The sequence below is a fragment of the Rhizobium rosettiformans genome (genome assembly GCF_016806065.1).
GTDB lineage: Bacteria > Pseudomonadota > Alphaproteobacteria > Rhizobiales > Rhizobiaceae > Allorhizobium.
Map to the genome: position 1 here is coordinate 1,168,942 of NZ_CP032405.1, position 13,316 is coordinate 1,182,257.

13 protein-coding genes and 1 tRNA gene are annotated in these 13,316 nt (G+C 61.2%); 11 read left to right on the forward strand and 3 right to left on the reverse strand.

Translation table 11 applies throughout. The annotated features are described in order from the left end of the window. The first annotated feature begins 42 nt into the window (after positions 1-42). A complete protein-coding gene (locus tag D4A92_RS05590) occupies positions 43-1,053 on the forward strand; it encodes an aldose epimerase family protein (protein WP_425958679.1) in 1,011 nt (336 codons plus the stop codon). Between the two features lie 107 nt (positions 1,054-1,160). Here the strand turns inward: D4A92_RS05590 and D4A92_RS05595 are convergent. Further along, positions 1,161-1,235: transfer RNA gene (locus D4A92_RS05595), tRNA-Gly, on the reverse strand. Positions 1,236-1,510: 275 nt separating this feature from the next. Here D4A92_RS05595 and D4A92_RS05600 point away from each other — a divergent pair. From D4A92_RS05600 to D4A92_RS05615, 4 genes are all read left to right on the forward strand, one after another. Further along, on the forward strand, positions 1,511-2,014 hold the full coding sequence (locus D4A92_RS05600; protein ID WP_203018650.1) for a prolyl-tRNA synthetase associated domain-containing protein: 504 nt from the start codon (positions 1,511-1,513) through the stop codon (positions 2,012-2,014). 68 nt (positions 2,015-2,082) lie between these two features. Beyond that, positions 2,083-3,057, forward strand: a complete 975-nt coding sequence (gene trxA, locus D4A92_RS05605) for a thioredoxin (protein ID WP_203018652.1) — start codon at positions 2,083-2,085, stop codon at positions 3,055-3,057. An 86-nt stretch (positions 3,058-3,143) separates the two neighbouring features. Then, positions 3,144-3,821 carry an LON peptidase substrate-binding domain-containing protein gene (locus tag D4A92_RS05610; RefSeq protein ID WP_203018654.1) on the forward strand — a complete coding sequence of 226 codons (678 nt, stop codon included), beginning with the start codon at positions 3,144-3,146 and terminating at the stop codon, positions 3,819-3,821. Between the two features lie 3 nt (positions 3,822-3,824). Continuing rightward, entirely contained in the window at positions 3,825-4,022 is a 198-nt protein-coding gene (locus D4A92_RS05615) for a Trm112 family protein (protein WP_054149805.1), read from the forward strand. A 35-nt stretch (positions 4,023-4,057) separates the two neighbouring features. Here D4A92_RS05615 and D4A92_RS05620 read toward each other — a convergent pair whose 3' ends face one another. Next, positions 4,058-5,272, reverse strand: coding sequence for a ubiquinone biosynthesis hydroxylase (locus D4A92_RS05620; RefSeq protein ID WP_246754034.1), 1,215 nt, complete (start codon positions 5,270-5,272; stop codon positions 4,058-4,060). Between the two features lie 83 nt (positions 5,273-5,355). Here D4A92_RS05620 and tesB point away from each other — a divergent pair, with 83 nt between their 5' ends. The 6 genes from tesB to D4A92_RS05650 all read left to right on the forward strand — a co-directional run bounded on the left by tesB (position 5,356) and on the right by D4A92_RS05650 (position 12,786). Beyond that, positions 5,356-6,240, forward strand: coding sequence for an acyl-CoA thioesterase II (tesB, locus tag D4A92_RS05625; protein WP_203018655.1), 885 nt, complete (start codon positions 5,356-5,358; stop codon positions 6,238-6,240). A gap of 215 nt (positions 6,241-6,455) precedes the next feature. Continuing rightward, positions 6,456-6,806: a P-II family nitrogen regulator gene (locus tag D4A92_RS05630; protein ID WP_194842755.1), complete on the forward strand. Its 351-nt coding sequence runs from the start codon at positions 6,456-6,458 to the stop codon at positions 6,804-6,806. A gap of 27 nt (positions 6,807-6,833) precedes the next feature. Then, on the forward strand, positions 6,834-8,207 hold the full coding sequence (locus D4A92_RS05635; RefSeq protein WP_203018656.1) for an ammonium transporter: 1,374 nt from the start codon (positions 6,834-6,836) through the stop codon (positions 8,205-8,207). Between the two features lie 222 nt (positions 8,208-8,429). Further along, positions 8,430-11,081 carry an FtsK/SpoIIIE family DNA translocase gene (locus tag D4A92_RS05640; RefSeq protein ID WP_203018657.1) on the forward strand — a complete coding sequence of 884 codons (2,652 nt, stop codon included), beginning with the start codon at positions 8,430-8,432 and terminating at the stop codon, positions 11,079-11,081. 110 nt (positions 11,082-11,191) lie between these two features. After that, a complete protein-coding gene (locus D4A92_RS05645; RefSeq protein ID WP_420804537.1) occupies positions 11,192-11,863 on the forward strand; it encodes an outer membrane lipoprotein carrier protein LolA in 672 nt (223 codons plus the stop codon). A 116-nt stretch (positions 11,864-11,979) separates the two neighbouring features. Further along, positions 11,980-12,786 carry an exodeoxyribonuclease III gene (locus D4A92_RS05650; protein WP_203018658.1) on the forward strand — a complete coding sequence of 269 codons (807 nt, stop codon included), beginning with the start codon at positions 11,980-11,982 and terminating at the stop codon, positions 12,784-12,786. Between the two features lie 22 nt (positions 12,787-12,808). Here the strand turns inward: D4A92_RS05650 and D4A92_RS05655 are convergent, their stop codons facing one another. Then, positions 12,809-13,264: a cyclic nucleotide-binding domain-containing protein gene (locus D4A92_RS05655; protein ID WP_054149799.1), complete on the reverse strand. Its 456-nt coding sequence runs from the start codon at positions 13,262-13,264 to the stop codon at positions 12,809-12,811. Positions 13,265-13,316: the final 52 nt, after the last annotated feature.

Sequence of the window (13,316 nt, forward strand, 5' to 3'; positions counted from 1 at the left end):
CAGACAAAAGACTTTGATGAATTGAGGCGAGGAAACAACAGAATGATGAAGACGATATTCGGCGTGATGCCCGCGGGCGAGGCGGTCGAGAAGGTGGTGCTGAAGGGTGGAGGCCTGACAGCCTCGATCATCACCTTTGGCGCAGTCCTGCAGGACCTGCGTCTGGAGGGACACGATGCACCACTGGTGCTCGGCTTCGAGGATCTCGCCGGCTATCTCGACCATTCCCCCTATTTCGGCGCGACACCCGGTCGCTGCGCCAACCGTATCGGCAACGGGCGATTCACCCTGGATGGCGTCGACTATCAGTTGGAGTTGAACGAGAAGGGGACCTCCCACCTGCATGGCGGCTCTGACGGCATGGGCCGACAGAACTGGACGATCCTCGATCATGGCAGCGATTTCGTCGTGATGGAGGTGACCGATCCGGACGGTCGTGCCGGCTATCCGGGGACCACACGCACCCGAGCCACATTTGCGCTGAAGCCAGGCGGCGTGTTCTCGGCGCTCTATGAAACCGTGACCGACAAGCCGACCATCGCCAATGTCTGCCACCACGCCTATTTCAATCTTGATGGCCGTGCAGACATCCTCGGCCATGATCTGATGATCGCCGCCGATCATTATACGCCGGTCGACGAGCGGCTGATCCCCACGGGGGAAATCAGGCCCGTCGAGAACACCGCTTTCGACTTCCGCGAGATGCGACCGATCCGGCTCGAAGTCGAGGGCGAACAGCTCGGCTATGACCATAATTTCTGCTTCTCGAGCAGCCGGGTCGCCAAGCGCAGCGTCTCCCTGGCACGTAGCGTCAATTCCGGCGTGACGATGGAAATCCTGACAACGGAACCTGGCGTGCAGTTCTATGCCGGCGGCAAGGTGGCACCGGCTGTTCCCGGCCTCGAAGGCCGGCGCTACGGCGCCTTTGCGGGCTTTTGCATGGAAACCCAGGTCTGGCCGGACGCAATCAACCATCCGAACTTCCCGAACGCGGTACTGCGGCCGGGCGAAGTTCTGCGCCAGGAAACGGACTACGTCTTCTCGAAGAGCTGAATGAAGAAAACCGGCTGCGGGGCAACCTGCGGCCGGCGACACATTGCAGCCAGCACGGCGCCAAGGCGCCAAAATTCCCACGAAAACGATAAAGTCTAGAGGAAGAATGGAGCGGGTGAAGCGATTCGAACGCTCGACCCCAACCTTGGCAAGGTTGTGCTCTACCCCTGAGCTACACCCGCTCATAACCTCGATCCTGGGGTAGTGTCTGGATCGTGGGCCGTCCGTCTTGCGGCGACGGGCGCTATATGGCCCAACCGATTTTCAAATGCAACAGGGAAATGACGGATCGGCGCGAAAAAAATTCGACAAGGGCACAACGACCTGAGAAAGCTCAGCTTTTCCAGGGTTTCGCGGCTTACGAAAGATTGCGAAACGTCGGTCCTGGACCTATTGCTGAGGTGGAAATCCGATAGTGGGAGCGCAAGGCCCCGGACGATTCAGAGTGAGAACAGCCATGACGACAGCCAAAACCGCCGAAGACCTCTTTCGTTACCTCGACGAACTCGGGATCGCCCACAAGACGAAGACCCACCCGCCGGTTTTCACCGTCGCGGAATCGGTCTCGCTGCGCGACGAGATTCCCGGCGGCCACACCAAGAACCTGTTCGTCAAGGACAAGAAGGACAACTTCTTCCTGCTGACGGTCGAGGAGAATGCATCGGTGGACCTGAAGACGGTGCACACGATCATCGGCGCCGCCAGCAAGGTCTCGTTCGGCAAGCCGGAAAAGCTGATGGAGTATCTCGGCGTCGTTCCGGGCTCGGTGACGGCCTTCGGTGCGATCAACGATACGGGCAAGAATGTCACCTTCGTGCTCGACAAGGATCTGATGGAGCATGACATCATCAATGGCCATCCGCTCTCCAATGACGCGACGACATCGATCGGCCGGGATGACCTCATCCGCTTCATGGAGGCAACCGGCCACACGCCGCTTGTCTTGAAAGTCTCAGGCTGACATACGATCTTAACAGCAAGAACGTCAGCCTCCCCAAAGGCTGCGAAACAGGCGGGAGATGCGAGAAGATGAGCGACTACGGCAACCCTTACGGCAGCTACGGCAACCAGACCATGACAGCCAAGGCGGAGTTCGGTGGCGCTTCCCCGGCCGCGCCCGCAGCCGGCGACCTGATCAAGGACACGACGACAGCAAACTTCGCCCGCGACGTCATGGACGAATCGCGCAACCAGCCGGTGCTCGTCGATTTCTGGGCCCCCTGGTGTGGTCCGTGCAAGCAGTTGACCCCGATTATCGAAAAGGCGGTCAATGAAGCTGGTGGCCGCGTCAAGCTCGTCAAGATGAACATCGACGACCATCCGTCGGTTGCCGGCCAGCTCGGCATCCAGTCGATCCCGGCGGTGGTTGCCTTCGTCAACGGCCGTCCGGCCGACGGTTTCATGGGCGCGCTGCCTGAGAGCCAGGTGAAGGCCTTCATCGACAAGGTGGCGGGTCCGGCCGGTGCCGACCAGGCAGCCGAGATCGCGGCAGTGCTTGAAGAAGCCGCAGGCTTGCTTGCAGCTGGAGACATCGATGGCGCCGCCCAGCTGTTTGCCGCGATCCTCCAGGCCGACCCCGACAACACAAAGGCGATTGCAGGGCTTTCCGACTGCATGATCGGGGCGAACCAGCATCAGCGTGCCCGCGAACTGGTCAGCCAGCTGCCCGAAGATCTGGCCAAGGCCGCCGAGATCCAGGCCGTTCTCACTCGGCTCGATCAGATCGACGAGGCACGCAAGCTCGGTGATCCCGTGGCGCTGGAGCATACGCTGTCGCTGAACCCGGACGATCACGAGGCGCGCTTGAAGCTCGCCAAGATCCGCAATGTCGAAGGTCGCCGCGAGGAAGCCGCAGAACATCTGCTGCTGATCATGAAACGCGACCGCACCTTCGAGGACGACGGTGCGCGCAAACAGCTGCTGCAATTCTTCGAGGTCTGGGGTCCGAAGGATCCGGCCACCATCATGGCGCGACGCAAACTCTCGTCGATCCTCTTTTCGTGAGCCGCGGCCGGCCTTGAGTTTTGGCTGGCGCGACCCAGATAGAAGCAGGAATGAACGCCGGAATTTTCCGGACAGGATGTGCTTCGATGCAAGTGGGAAATGCCCGATATCTGACGGCTGGTGACCTTCCCGAGACGGTCCCGGTCTTCCCTATCTCAGGGGTGCTGTTGCTGCCCGGCGGCCAGCTGCCGCTGAACGTCTTTGAACCGCGTTACCTCACGATGCTGGATGCGGCACTCTCCGGCAACCGACTGATCGGCATGATTCAGCCGGCGATGTCGGAGGTGCAGGCCAACATTCTGCCCGAGCGCCCGCAGCTTGCGCCCGTCGGCTGCCTTGGCAGGATTACCTCCTTCACCGAAACCGGCGATGGCCGTTACATCGTGTCGCTGGCAGGGGTATGCCGTTTCCGGCTGATGGACGAGGTGACGACCAGCAAGCCCTTCCGCAGCTTCCAGATCGCACCTTTCATCGCCGATCTGAGTTCGGCGGAAGACGAGGCACAGGTCAACCGTGCCGGCCTCCTGGCGGCCTTCAAGGCCTATCTGGAGGCAAACAAGCTTGAAGCCGATTGGGAAAGCGTCGAGCGCGCATCGAACCTGACGCTGGTAAACTCCCTGTCGATGATGTCGCCCTTCGGCCCGCCTGAAAAACAGGCGCTTCTGGAGGCGCCCGACCTGAAGACCCGCGCCGAGACCCTGATCGCCATCACAGAAATCGTTCTGGCTCGCACCTTCGGCGACGCCGACACCATTCTCCAGTGACCCATGGCCGATAATCCGACCAGCCTCATCGATCCGAAGATGCTCGAACTTCTGGTCTGCCCTCTGACGCAGGGCACCCTGAAATGGGACCGGGAGAAGAGCGAGCTCGTCTCCGAGAAAGCGCGTCTTGCCTACCCCATCCGCGACGGAATACCGATCATGCTGGTTTCGGAAGCCCGCAAGCTGGAAATGCCCGCCTGAACAGGCCTGGCCTCTGCCAGTTCCTTCAATGAGTCTCAGATGCTCTGGCCACCCAGAAGCCGCGGCCCGGCATGCCCGGATGTGCCCGCAGCTTCGCGGATGAAATAGTTCTTCAGGCCCGGGATCCGATCAACGACGCCAAGGCCGAAATCGCGCAGCACCCGGATCGGTGTCACGTCGTTCGAGAACAGCCGGTTCAGCACATCCGTCGTGACACCCATGCGGAACGTGTCGAAGCGCCGCCAGATCTGGTAGCGCTCGAGCACATTGACCGAGCCGATATCGAGACCCAGGCGGTCGGCCTCGACGATCGTCTCAGCAAGGGCTGCGACGTCCTTGAAGCCGAGATTGAGGCCCTGACCGGAGATCGGATGGATACCATGCGCCGCGTCACCGGCAAGCGCCAGACGCGGCGCAATAAAGGCGCGGGCAAGGGTCAAGCCGAGCGGGAAGGCCCGACGATCCGGCGTCGCACGGATGGTGCCGAGCTTGTGGCCGAAGCGGCGCTCCAGCTCCGCCTCGAACAACAGGTCATCGGAGGCGACGAGCCTGTCGGCATCTTCCGTGCGCTCCGTCCAGACCAGTGACGAACGGTTGCCCTTGAGTGGCAGGATGGCAAACGGACCGGCCGGCAGGAAGTGCTCCTCCGCCACGCCGTCATGCGGCCGCTCGTGCTCCACGGTGGTGACGATGCCGGATTGGCCATACTTCCACGTGACGGTCTTGATGCCGGCGAGATCGCGCAGCTTGGATCGCACGCCGTCGCAGGCAATCACGAGGCGTGACGAAACGACGCTGCCATCCGAGAGCGTCAGTTCGGCACTCGGTCCGGTATCGCGGAAACCGGTTGCCCGCAATCCGTGCCGGATGGTGATGCCGCGTTCCTCGCAGGCCTGGCGCAACGCGGCGACCATGCTGACATTCGGAATCATGTGCGCGAAGGGTTGACCGTCTTCGACAGCACCATCGAAGGTCAGGAAGACCGGGCGCACGGGATCGGACGTTTTCGAATCGGTCACGATCATCCGGTTGATCGGCTGCGCATCCGGCTCGATCCGGTCCCAGAGCCCGAAAACATCGAGCATCTTGGTCGCAGCCGCAATGATCGCCGAAGCCCTCGGATCCTTCTTCCAGGCGTCCTCGGGCGCCGCTTCGACAACCTCGACGGCGAGATGCGGGGCCGCCTGCTTGATTGCGACCGCAGCGGAAAGACCGACATAGCCACCGCCGACGACGAGCACATCCAGCATGGCAAATTCCTTTGTTCTTGTAGACCTGATGACACCTATATAGATCAGCCTTGAACGGGTGCCTATAAGCGGAGCAATGCAATATGTCGCAGCCAGCTGGACAGACCAAACCGATGCAAGACCTGATCGAACGTCTCGATCTGGAAAAGCTCGAGGAAAACCTGTTTCGCGGCAGCAGTCCGCAGAACGGCTGGCAGCGGGTCTTCGGCGGCCTGGTCATCGCACAGGCCCTGATGGCGGCACAGCGCTGCGTCGATCCGGATCGCATCGTGCATTCGCTCCATGCCTATTTCATGCGCCCGGGCGATCCGTCCATCCCGATTGTCTACCAGGTCGAGCGCATCCGAGACGGCTCATCCTTCACCACACGCCGCGTCGTCGCGATCCAGCATGGCAAGGCGATCTTCTCGATGTCAGCCTCCTTCCAGATCGAGGAACCGGGCTTTGACCACCAGGTGAAGATCCCGAACGTAGCCGCACCGGAGCAGTTGATGGGAGAAGACGAGTTTCGCGCCGCCTTCCTGGCCCAAGCACCGGATACGGTGAAGAAATACTGGGGTCGCGAACGACCGATCGAGATCCGCCCGACATCGCTGACCCACTATCTGTCCCGCGAGAAACTGGAACCGGAGGCTCATATCTGGGTTCGTGCATCCGGCATCGTGCCCGACGACAGGCATTATCAGGCGGCAATCCTTGCCTATCTCTCGGACATGACCCTGCTCGACACATCGCTCTATGCGCATGGCACCTCAATCTTTGACCCCGAACTGCAGGTGGCCAGTCTCGACCATGCCATGTGGTTCCACCGTCCCTGCCGGCTGGATGACTGGCTGCTCTATACGCAGGACAGCCCCAGTGCGGCAGGCGCCCGTGGCATGACCCGCGGCAGCATCTTCACCCGCGACGGACGGCTGGTCGCTTCGGTGGCCCAGGAAGGGTTGATCCGCAAACGGGCAAATGACTAAATTTAAGCCATCAGTCATATTATGCACAATTTCTGTGCGCTCATTGCACGCTCATTTGCCTGTTTATTGGCTGCGCTTTTCATAACCTTTACATTTCAATAACTTATAGAGAATTCTGAATCTGGCACGCCTTTTGAATGTCATTCTCCAGTCGCTGCGCGAATGTTGCTGCGGGCGGCAAGGAGAGTCGGCTCCGAGCCGAGGACAAGCAAAGGATGGGAAACCAGATGAAGATTGTGATGGCTATCATCAAGCCGTTCAAGCTGGACGAGGTACGCGAGGCCTTGACGGCTGTGGGGATCCAGGGCCTGACCGTGACCGAGGTCAAGGGCTACGGACGCCAGAAGGGGCACACCGAAATCTACCGCGGCACCGAATACGCCGTCAGCTTTCTGCCGAAACTGAAGATCGAGATCGCAGTCTCGTCCGAGCTTGCCGACAAGGCCGTCGAAGCCATCGCTTCGTCCGCCAAGACCGGTCAGATCGGCGACGGGAAGATCTTTGTCTACGCGATCGATCAGGCCGTGCGCATCCGCACCGGCGAAACCAATACCGAAGCGCTGTAAGAACGGCTGTAAGGGGAGTTGTTACTGATGTCATTTGCCAATCTGAATTCCAATCTCGTGCGCCTTGGCGCCGCGTCTGCAGCAGTGCTGGCGCCGGTTGTCGCCTTCGCGCAGGAAGCAGCGCCCGCTGCAGCCGAGGCAGCTGCCGCGGCTCCGGATGTCGCCCCGCATGTCGTTTACATCATGAATTCGCTGCTCTTTCTTGTCAGCGGCTTCTTGGTGTTCTTCATGGCCGCCGGCTTCGCCATGCTCGAAGCAGGTCTCGTACGCTCCAAGAACGTCTCGATGCAGCTGACGAAGAATGTTGCACTCTTCGGCATTGCAGCACTTCTCTACCTGCTGGTCGGCTACAATCTGATGTATCCCGGCGATAACTGGACGATCCTCAATGTCATCGGTGCATTCAGCATCACATCGCTGCAGCCGGTTGGCGCCACTGCCGCAGATGTCGATGTCGGCTATGCATCGGCCGGCTCCGACTTCTTCTTCCAGCTGATGTTCTGCGCCGCGACCGCCTCGATCGTCTCGGGCACGCTTGCCGAACGCATCAAGCTTTGGCCCTTCCTCGTCTTCACTGCCATCCTGACCGGTCTGATTTATCCGATCCAGGCATCCTGGAAATGGGGCGGCGGCTTCCTGGATACCAATTTCGGCTTCCTCGACTTCGCTGGTTCGACCGTGGTTCACTCCGTTGGCGGCTGGGCGGCACTTGTTGGCGCCATCATTCTGGGTGCGCGCGCCGGCAAGTACGGTGCGAATGGCCAGGTCAACCCGATCCCGGGCTCGAACATGGGCTTCGCGACCCTCGGCACTTTCATCCTCTGGCTCGGTTGGTTCGGCTTCAACGGCGGCTCGCAGTTGGCTATGGGTTCGATCGGTGACGTGACCGACGTATCGCGCATTTTTGCCAACACCAACATGGCAGCCGTAGGTGGCTCGTTGGCAGCTATGGCCTTGACCCAGATCCTCTACAAGAAGATCGATATCACCATGGTGCTGAACGGTGCACTCGCCGGTCTTGTCTCGATCACCGCCGAACCGCTCACCCCGAGCCTCGTATCCGCCGTCTTGATCGGCGCCGTCGGCGGTATCCTGGTCGTGGTTTCGGTTCCGCTGCTTGATAAGCTCAAGATCGATGACGTCGTCGGCGCGATCCCGGTCCACCTGGTCTGCGGCATCTGGGGCACGATTGCCGTCGTCTTCACAAACCCGGACGCCACGCTCTTCGGCCAGCTCGCCTCGATCGTGATCGTTGGTCTCTTCGTCACCATTTCGTCGGCGATCGTCTGGACCATCCTCAAGGCGACCATGGGGATCCGTGTAAGCGCGGAAGAAGAGATGACCGGCCTCGACGTCGTCGAAATCGGCGTAGAAGCCTATCCGGAGTTCACCAAGCGCTGAGATCGACGCTTGGGTGACTGACCTTTCGTTGTCCGCAGGGATGACGAACTGATGACGAGCCCGGGTCTTTGAGGCCCGGGCTCGACTGTTTCCAAGAGACATTGGTCGCAACGCGCATGGTTAATGCAGCATTAACCCTCGATCCTGTAGTCTAGCGGGTGGTGATCTCCGTCCCGGGCGGGGATCAAAGGCATCACCGGCAACAGGACGGACAGAAACCCCATGAGCAGAAGCCATTCAGCAACGCTTCCGGAGCACTCGACGCGCTCGGCGTTGTCCGCCTTCCTGCTGCGCCAGATCATGGCACTGACCGGCTTTGGGCTGTTTCTCCTTCTGGTGCTCGCAGTCGCAGCACTCGCCACCTGGAACGTTTCGGATCCGAGCCTCTCCTATGCGACGGACAACCCGCCGACCAATATCCTCGGACTGCCCGGCGCCGTCTTTGCCGACCTGATGATGCAGTTCTTTGGGCTGGGCAGTCTGCTGGCGCTCCTGCCGGTCATGGCCTGGTCCTTCGCCCTCATCGGCGGACGCCGCGTGACCCGCATCCCGGCCCGTCTCGGTGCCTGGGTTGCAGGTGCCCTGGTTGCAGCTGCCGCAGTCGGCTGTTTTCCACCGCCGCAGACCTGGCCCCTGCCAAGTGGAACAGGCGGCGTGCTCGGCGATCTCATCCTGCGCTTTCCAGCCCTCTTCATCGGCGCCTATCCGACGTCGACATTCGCCATGATCCTGGGTGCGGTGCTGGCCCTGCCGGCGACCTGGCTGATGCTGTTTGCGGCCGGCATTGTCGGCAAGGCTGTCGAGCCGGCGGATGACGAGGAGCCTGTCGCGCCGCTCATGCGCGCCAAGCCAAAGGCACCCGTCTTCGAGGACGATGAGGAAGACGACGAACGCGAAGGCCCGATCGCCCTGGTCATGGGTGCGGTAACTCACAACTGGTACACGACGCGCGCCCGCGTCCGACGCCTGTTCGGCCTGACCACCAGCGATCGTCGCGAACGCGATTTCGAACAGCCCTATGATTTCAACGATGACGAATTCGGGACACTCAACGAGCCGGTGCGCGCCAAGGCACCACCGCTCAATGCCCGCGTCGAACCCTCCCTGGATGGCGCACCACTGCGCCCGACCGGCCGCTCGATCGTATCCCCGCCGCCCATGTCGGCGGGACACTTCGATGACGATGAAGACGATTTCGGTCTCGACGATCTGCCGCGGCCGGCCGGCATCCTCTCCGACGACGGCGTGCGATCGGCGCCGGCAAAGCCTGCCGGAGCCTCGCCGCGCGTTGCGGCACCCGCAGCACGGCCCAAGCCGGGCCCACGCATGGAGCGCGACGCGCAAGGATCGCTTCTGCGTCCCGAAGGCTTCCAGCTGCCGTCCGTCCATCTCCTCGCCGAGCCGCGCGCCATTACACGCGACGCGACGCTGTCGGCCGAGGCGCTGGAACACAATGCCCGCCTGCTCGAAGGCGTTCTCGACGACTTCGGCGTCAAGGGCGAGATCATCCATGTCCGGCCCGGTCCTGTCGTCACGCTCTACGAGCTCGAGCCTGCACCCGGCATCAAGTCGTCCCGCGTCATCGGCCTTGCCGACGATATTGCGCGTTCGATGAGCGCAATTGCCGCCCGTGTTGCAGTGGTCCCTGGCCGCAACGCGATCGGTATCGAACTGCCCAACCAGACGCGCGAGACCGTTTACCTGCGTGAACTGATCGGCAGCCGCGACTTCGATGGCAACAAGGCAAAGCTCGCCATGGCGCTCGGCAAGACGATCGGCGGCGAACCCGTCATCGCCGACCTCGCCAAGATGCCGCATCTCCTCGTCGCCGGTACCACCGGCTCGGGTAAGTCGGTCGCCATCAACACGATGATCCTGTCGCTGCTCTACAAGATGACGCCGGAGCAGTGCCGCCTGATCATGATCGATCCGAAGATGCTGGAACTCTCCGTCTATGACGGCATCCCGCATCTTCTCTCGCCTGTTGTCACGGATCCGAAGAAGGCTGTGGTGGCGCTCAAATGGACCGTCCGCGAGATGGAAGAGCGCTACAAGAAGATGTCGAAGATCGGTGTCCGCAATATCGACGGCTTCAATGCCCGTGTTGCCCAGGCGCTTGAGAAGGGCGAGGTGCTGACCCGCACCGTGCAGACCGGCTTTGACCGCCAGACGGGCGAAGCGATCTACGAGACGGAAGAATTCGACCTGCAGCCCCTGCCCTATATCGTCGTCATCATCGACGAAATGGCAGACCTGATGATGGTGGCCGGCAAGGACATCGAAGGCGCCGTGCAGCGGCTTGCCCAGATGGCCCGTGCAGCCGGCATCCACGTGATCATGGCAACCCAGCGCCCATCGGTCGACGTCATCACCGGTACGATCAAGGCGAACTTCCCGACCCGAATTTCCTTCCAGGTGACGTCGAAGATCGACAGCCGCACCATTCTCGGCGAGCAGGGGGCCGAACAGCTGCTCGGCATGGGCGACATGCTCTATATGGCCGGCGGCGGGCGCATCCAACGTGTCCACGGTCCCTTTGTCTCCGACCATGAGGTCGAAGAAATCGTCGCTTACCTCAAGACACAAGGCTCGCCGCAATATCTGGAAGCGATCACCGTCGACGACGATGAGGATGGCGAAGATGGCGGCGGTCCGCTTGGAACCGGAAACCTCGGCGAATCCGACGATCCCTATGATCAGGCGGTCGCCATCGTGCTGCGTGACGGCAAGGCGTCGACCTCCTATGTCCAGCGTCGTCTCGGCATCGGCTATAACCGTGCCGCCTCCCTGATCGAGCGCATGGAGAAGGAGGGCATCATCGGCCCTGCGAACCATGCCGGGAAACGCGAAATTCTGGTGCCGACCGAAGAGTAGGCACCGAATCGGTTCCGGTATGGAACAAGCGGGCGGCTGGACGAGTTGCCGCAGCGGCTAAGGCGATGACGGCCATGAAGCCGCCGCCTTTTTCGGCGAGACCGAAGCATATGAAGGAGTATCGCATGAAAGAAACCAAGGAACGCGACGCCCGCCTCCCGATGATGGCCAGCCGTCGCCAGTTCGTGCTGGGAACGGCTGCGATGATGGCTTGTGCCGCTCTGCCGTTTCCAGTCTTTGCACAGGCGGGTGCGGCCCAGCAGATCGCCGACCACTTCTCGAGCGTGAGCACCATGATGGGCGAATTCGTCCAGTTCGGTCCGCGTGGCGAGCAGACAGGGGGCAAGTTCTTCATCGAACGTCCCGGCAAGCTGCGCTTCAACTATGAACGCCCGTCGCCGATGCGCGTGATTTCCGATGGCAAGAATGTCGTCATCGGCAATACCAAGCTGAAGACCTGGGACCTCTACCCGCTCAACAAGACGCCGCTGAGCCTGCTTCTCGCCAACCGCATCGATCTCGGCAACCAGATGGTCCGCGACGTCAAGCAGGAAGCCGACCTGACCACCATCGTGCTCGGCGACCGGACGATCTTCGGCGACTCGACGATCACCCTGATGTTCGATCCGAAATCCTACGAACTGCGCCAATGGACGATCACCGACGTGCAGAAGAAGGATACGTCGGTGATGATCTTCAATGTTCAGAACGGCGTGAAGTTCGACCCGAGCGTCTTCGAAATTCCCTATGCCGAAGTGCATGGCCAGCGGCGCGGCGGCTGAGGCAATCTGTTTCGACTTGTGGAGAAGGCGGCTGATCGCAAGCGACCGGCCGCCTTTTCCTGTTCATGGTCAGCTGAATCTCCTAAACAACCAAGGGAACATTCAAGGCGGCCACGATGACACTTGCGATCACGACCTGGAACATCAACTCGGTGCGTTTGCGCCTGCCGATCGTCCAGGACTTCCTCAAGCGTGAAAATCCGGACATCCTGTGCCTGCAGGAGATCAAGTGCCAGAACGACCAGTTCCCGGCAGCGGAGATCGCCGAGCTCGGTTATTCCAACATCGTGATCCATGGCCAGAAGGGCTATCACGGGGTCGCAATCTGCTCGAAACTGCCATTGGCCGAAGATCACCGGCAGGATTACTGCGGCGTCGGCGACAGCCGTCACATCTCGGCAGTCTTCGAATGGGCCGGACGGCGGATCCGCCTGCACAACTTCTATGTGCCGGCCGGCGGCGACGAGCCGAACCGCGAGATCAACCCGAAATTCGGACACAAGCTCGACTTCATCGAGGAGATGAAAGCCCTGTCCGCCGAGGCAGAAGCGAATACGGGCTCCATTCTGGTCGGCGATCTGAACATCGCGCCGCTCGAGCACGATGTGTGGTCCCACAAGCAGATGCTCAAGATCGTCAGCCACACGCCGGTCGAAACCGAAGGCTTGCTCGAGATCATGCGTCAGGGCAAGTGGGTCGACCTGATGCGCCAGCACGTACCGGCTTCGGAAAAGCTCTATACTTGGTGGAGCTATAGGGCGAAGGATTGGGCCGCAGCGGATCGAGGCCGCCGTCTCGATCACATCTGGTCGTCATCGGATCTCGCACCCCTTCTGTCGCGCGTCGACATCCTCAAGGAAGCGCGTGGCTGGAACCAGCCATCGGACCATGTTCCGGTGACAGCCCGCTTTCAGAGTCCATAGCAGGCGATGTAACGCCAGCTATCTAGGAGAATTTCGGCGCCAGCGCTTCCGCGCCGTCGATCAGGGCAGCAAGCGACTGCTTGATCCGTCCTTCGACCTGCCGCGCCATCTGCGGATACTCCTCGAGCAGTCGGTGGAAGAGCGTGCGGGTGATCCGGATGACGTCGACATCCTCGACCGCAACGGCGGTATATTTCCGCTCCACCATGGTAATCAGGGCAAGCTCGGACAGCATGATTCCGGGACCGACCCGGGCTTCCAGATGCGGCTTTCCATCCCGGCCGATGACATAGAGCTCGATCTCGCCGCGAACGACGACATAGGCACACTCTGCCGGCGCCTTTTCCCGGAACAGAGCCTGACCCGCCGCGACCTGCCTGTGCTCGGCACCGAAGGCGATCAGCCGCAGTTGATCCTTATCCAGACCGGAAAAGAGAGGCAGAGCCGACAGAAGCTCGATATCGTCGCTGAGTGACATGACGTTTCCTGGTCCGATCGGGCATCGTCGTTACGCCCGCTGTCAGTCCATA

What these genes read in the sequence shown, in the direction of transcription:
- D4A92_RS05590 (WP_425958679.1), top strand. Translation starts at nt 43, where the DNA reads ATGATGAAGACGATATTCGGCGTGATGCCCGCGGGCGAGGCGGTCGAG.
- D4A92_RS05600 (WP_203018650.1), top strand. Translation starts at nt 1,511, where the DNA reads ATGACGACAGCCAAAACCGCCGAAGACCTCTTTCGTTACCTCGACGAA.
- trxA (WP_203018652.1), top strand. Translation starts at nt 2,083, where the DNA reads ATGAGCGACTACGGCAACCCTTACGGCAGCTACGGCAACCAGACCATG.
- D4A92_RS05610 (WP_203018654.1), top strand. Translation starts at nt 3,144, where the DNA reads ATGCAAGTGGGAAATGCCCGATATCTGACGGCTGGTGACCTTCCCGAG.
- D4A92_RS05615 (WP_054149805.1), top strand. Translation starts at nt 3,825, where the DNA reads ATGGCCGATAATCCGACCAGCCTCATCGATCCGAAGATGCTCGAACTT.
- D4A92_RS05620 (WP_246754034.1), bottom strand. Translation starts at nt 5,272, where the DNA reads ATGCTGGATGTGCTCGTCGTCGGCGGTGGCTATGTCGGTCTTTCCGCT.
- tesB (WP_203018655.1), top strand. Translation starts at nt 5,356, where the DNA reads ATGTCGCAGCCAGCTGGACAGACCAAACCGATGCAAGACCTGATCGAA.
- D4A92_RS05630 (WP_194842755.1), top strand. Translation starts at nt 6,456, where the DNA reads ATGGGAAACCAGATGAAGATTGTGATGGCTATCATCAAGCCGTTCAAG.
- D4A92_RS05635 (WP_203018656.1), top strand. Translation starts at nt 6,834, where the DNA reads ATGTCATTTGCCAATCTGAATTCCAATCTCGTGCGCCTTGGCGCCGCG.
- D4A92_RS05640 (WP_203018657.1), top strand. Translation starts at nt 8,430, where the DNA reads ATGAGCAGAAGCCATTCAGCAACGCTTCCGGAGCACTCGACGCGCTCG.
- D4A92_RS05645 (WP_420804537.1), top strand. Translation starts at nt 11,192, where the DNA reads ATGAAGGAGTATCGCATGAAAGAAACCAAGGAACGCGACGCCCGCCTC.
- D4A92_RS05650 (WP_203018658.1), top strand. Translation starts at nt 11,980, where the DNA reads ATGACACTTGCGATCACGACCTGGAACATCAACTCGGTGCGTTTGCGC.
- D4A92_RS05655 (WP_054149799.1), bottom strand. Translation starts at nt 13,264, where the DNA reads ATGTCACTCAGCGACGATATCGAGCTTCTGTCGGCTCTGCCTCTCTTT.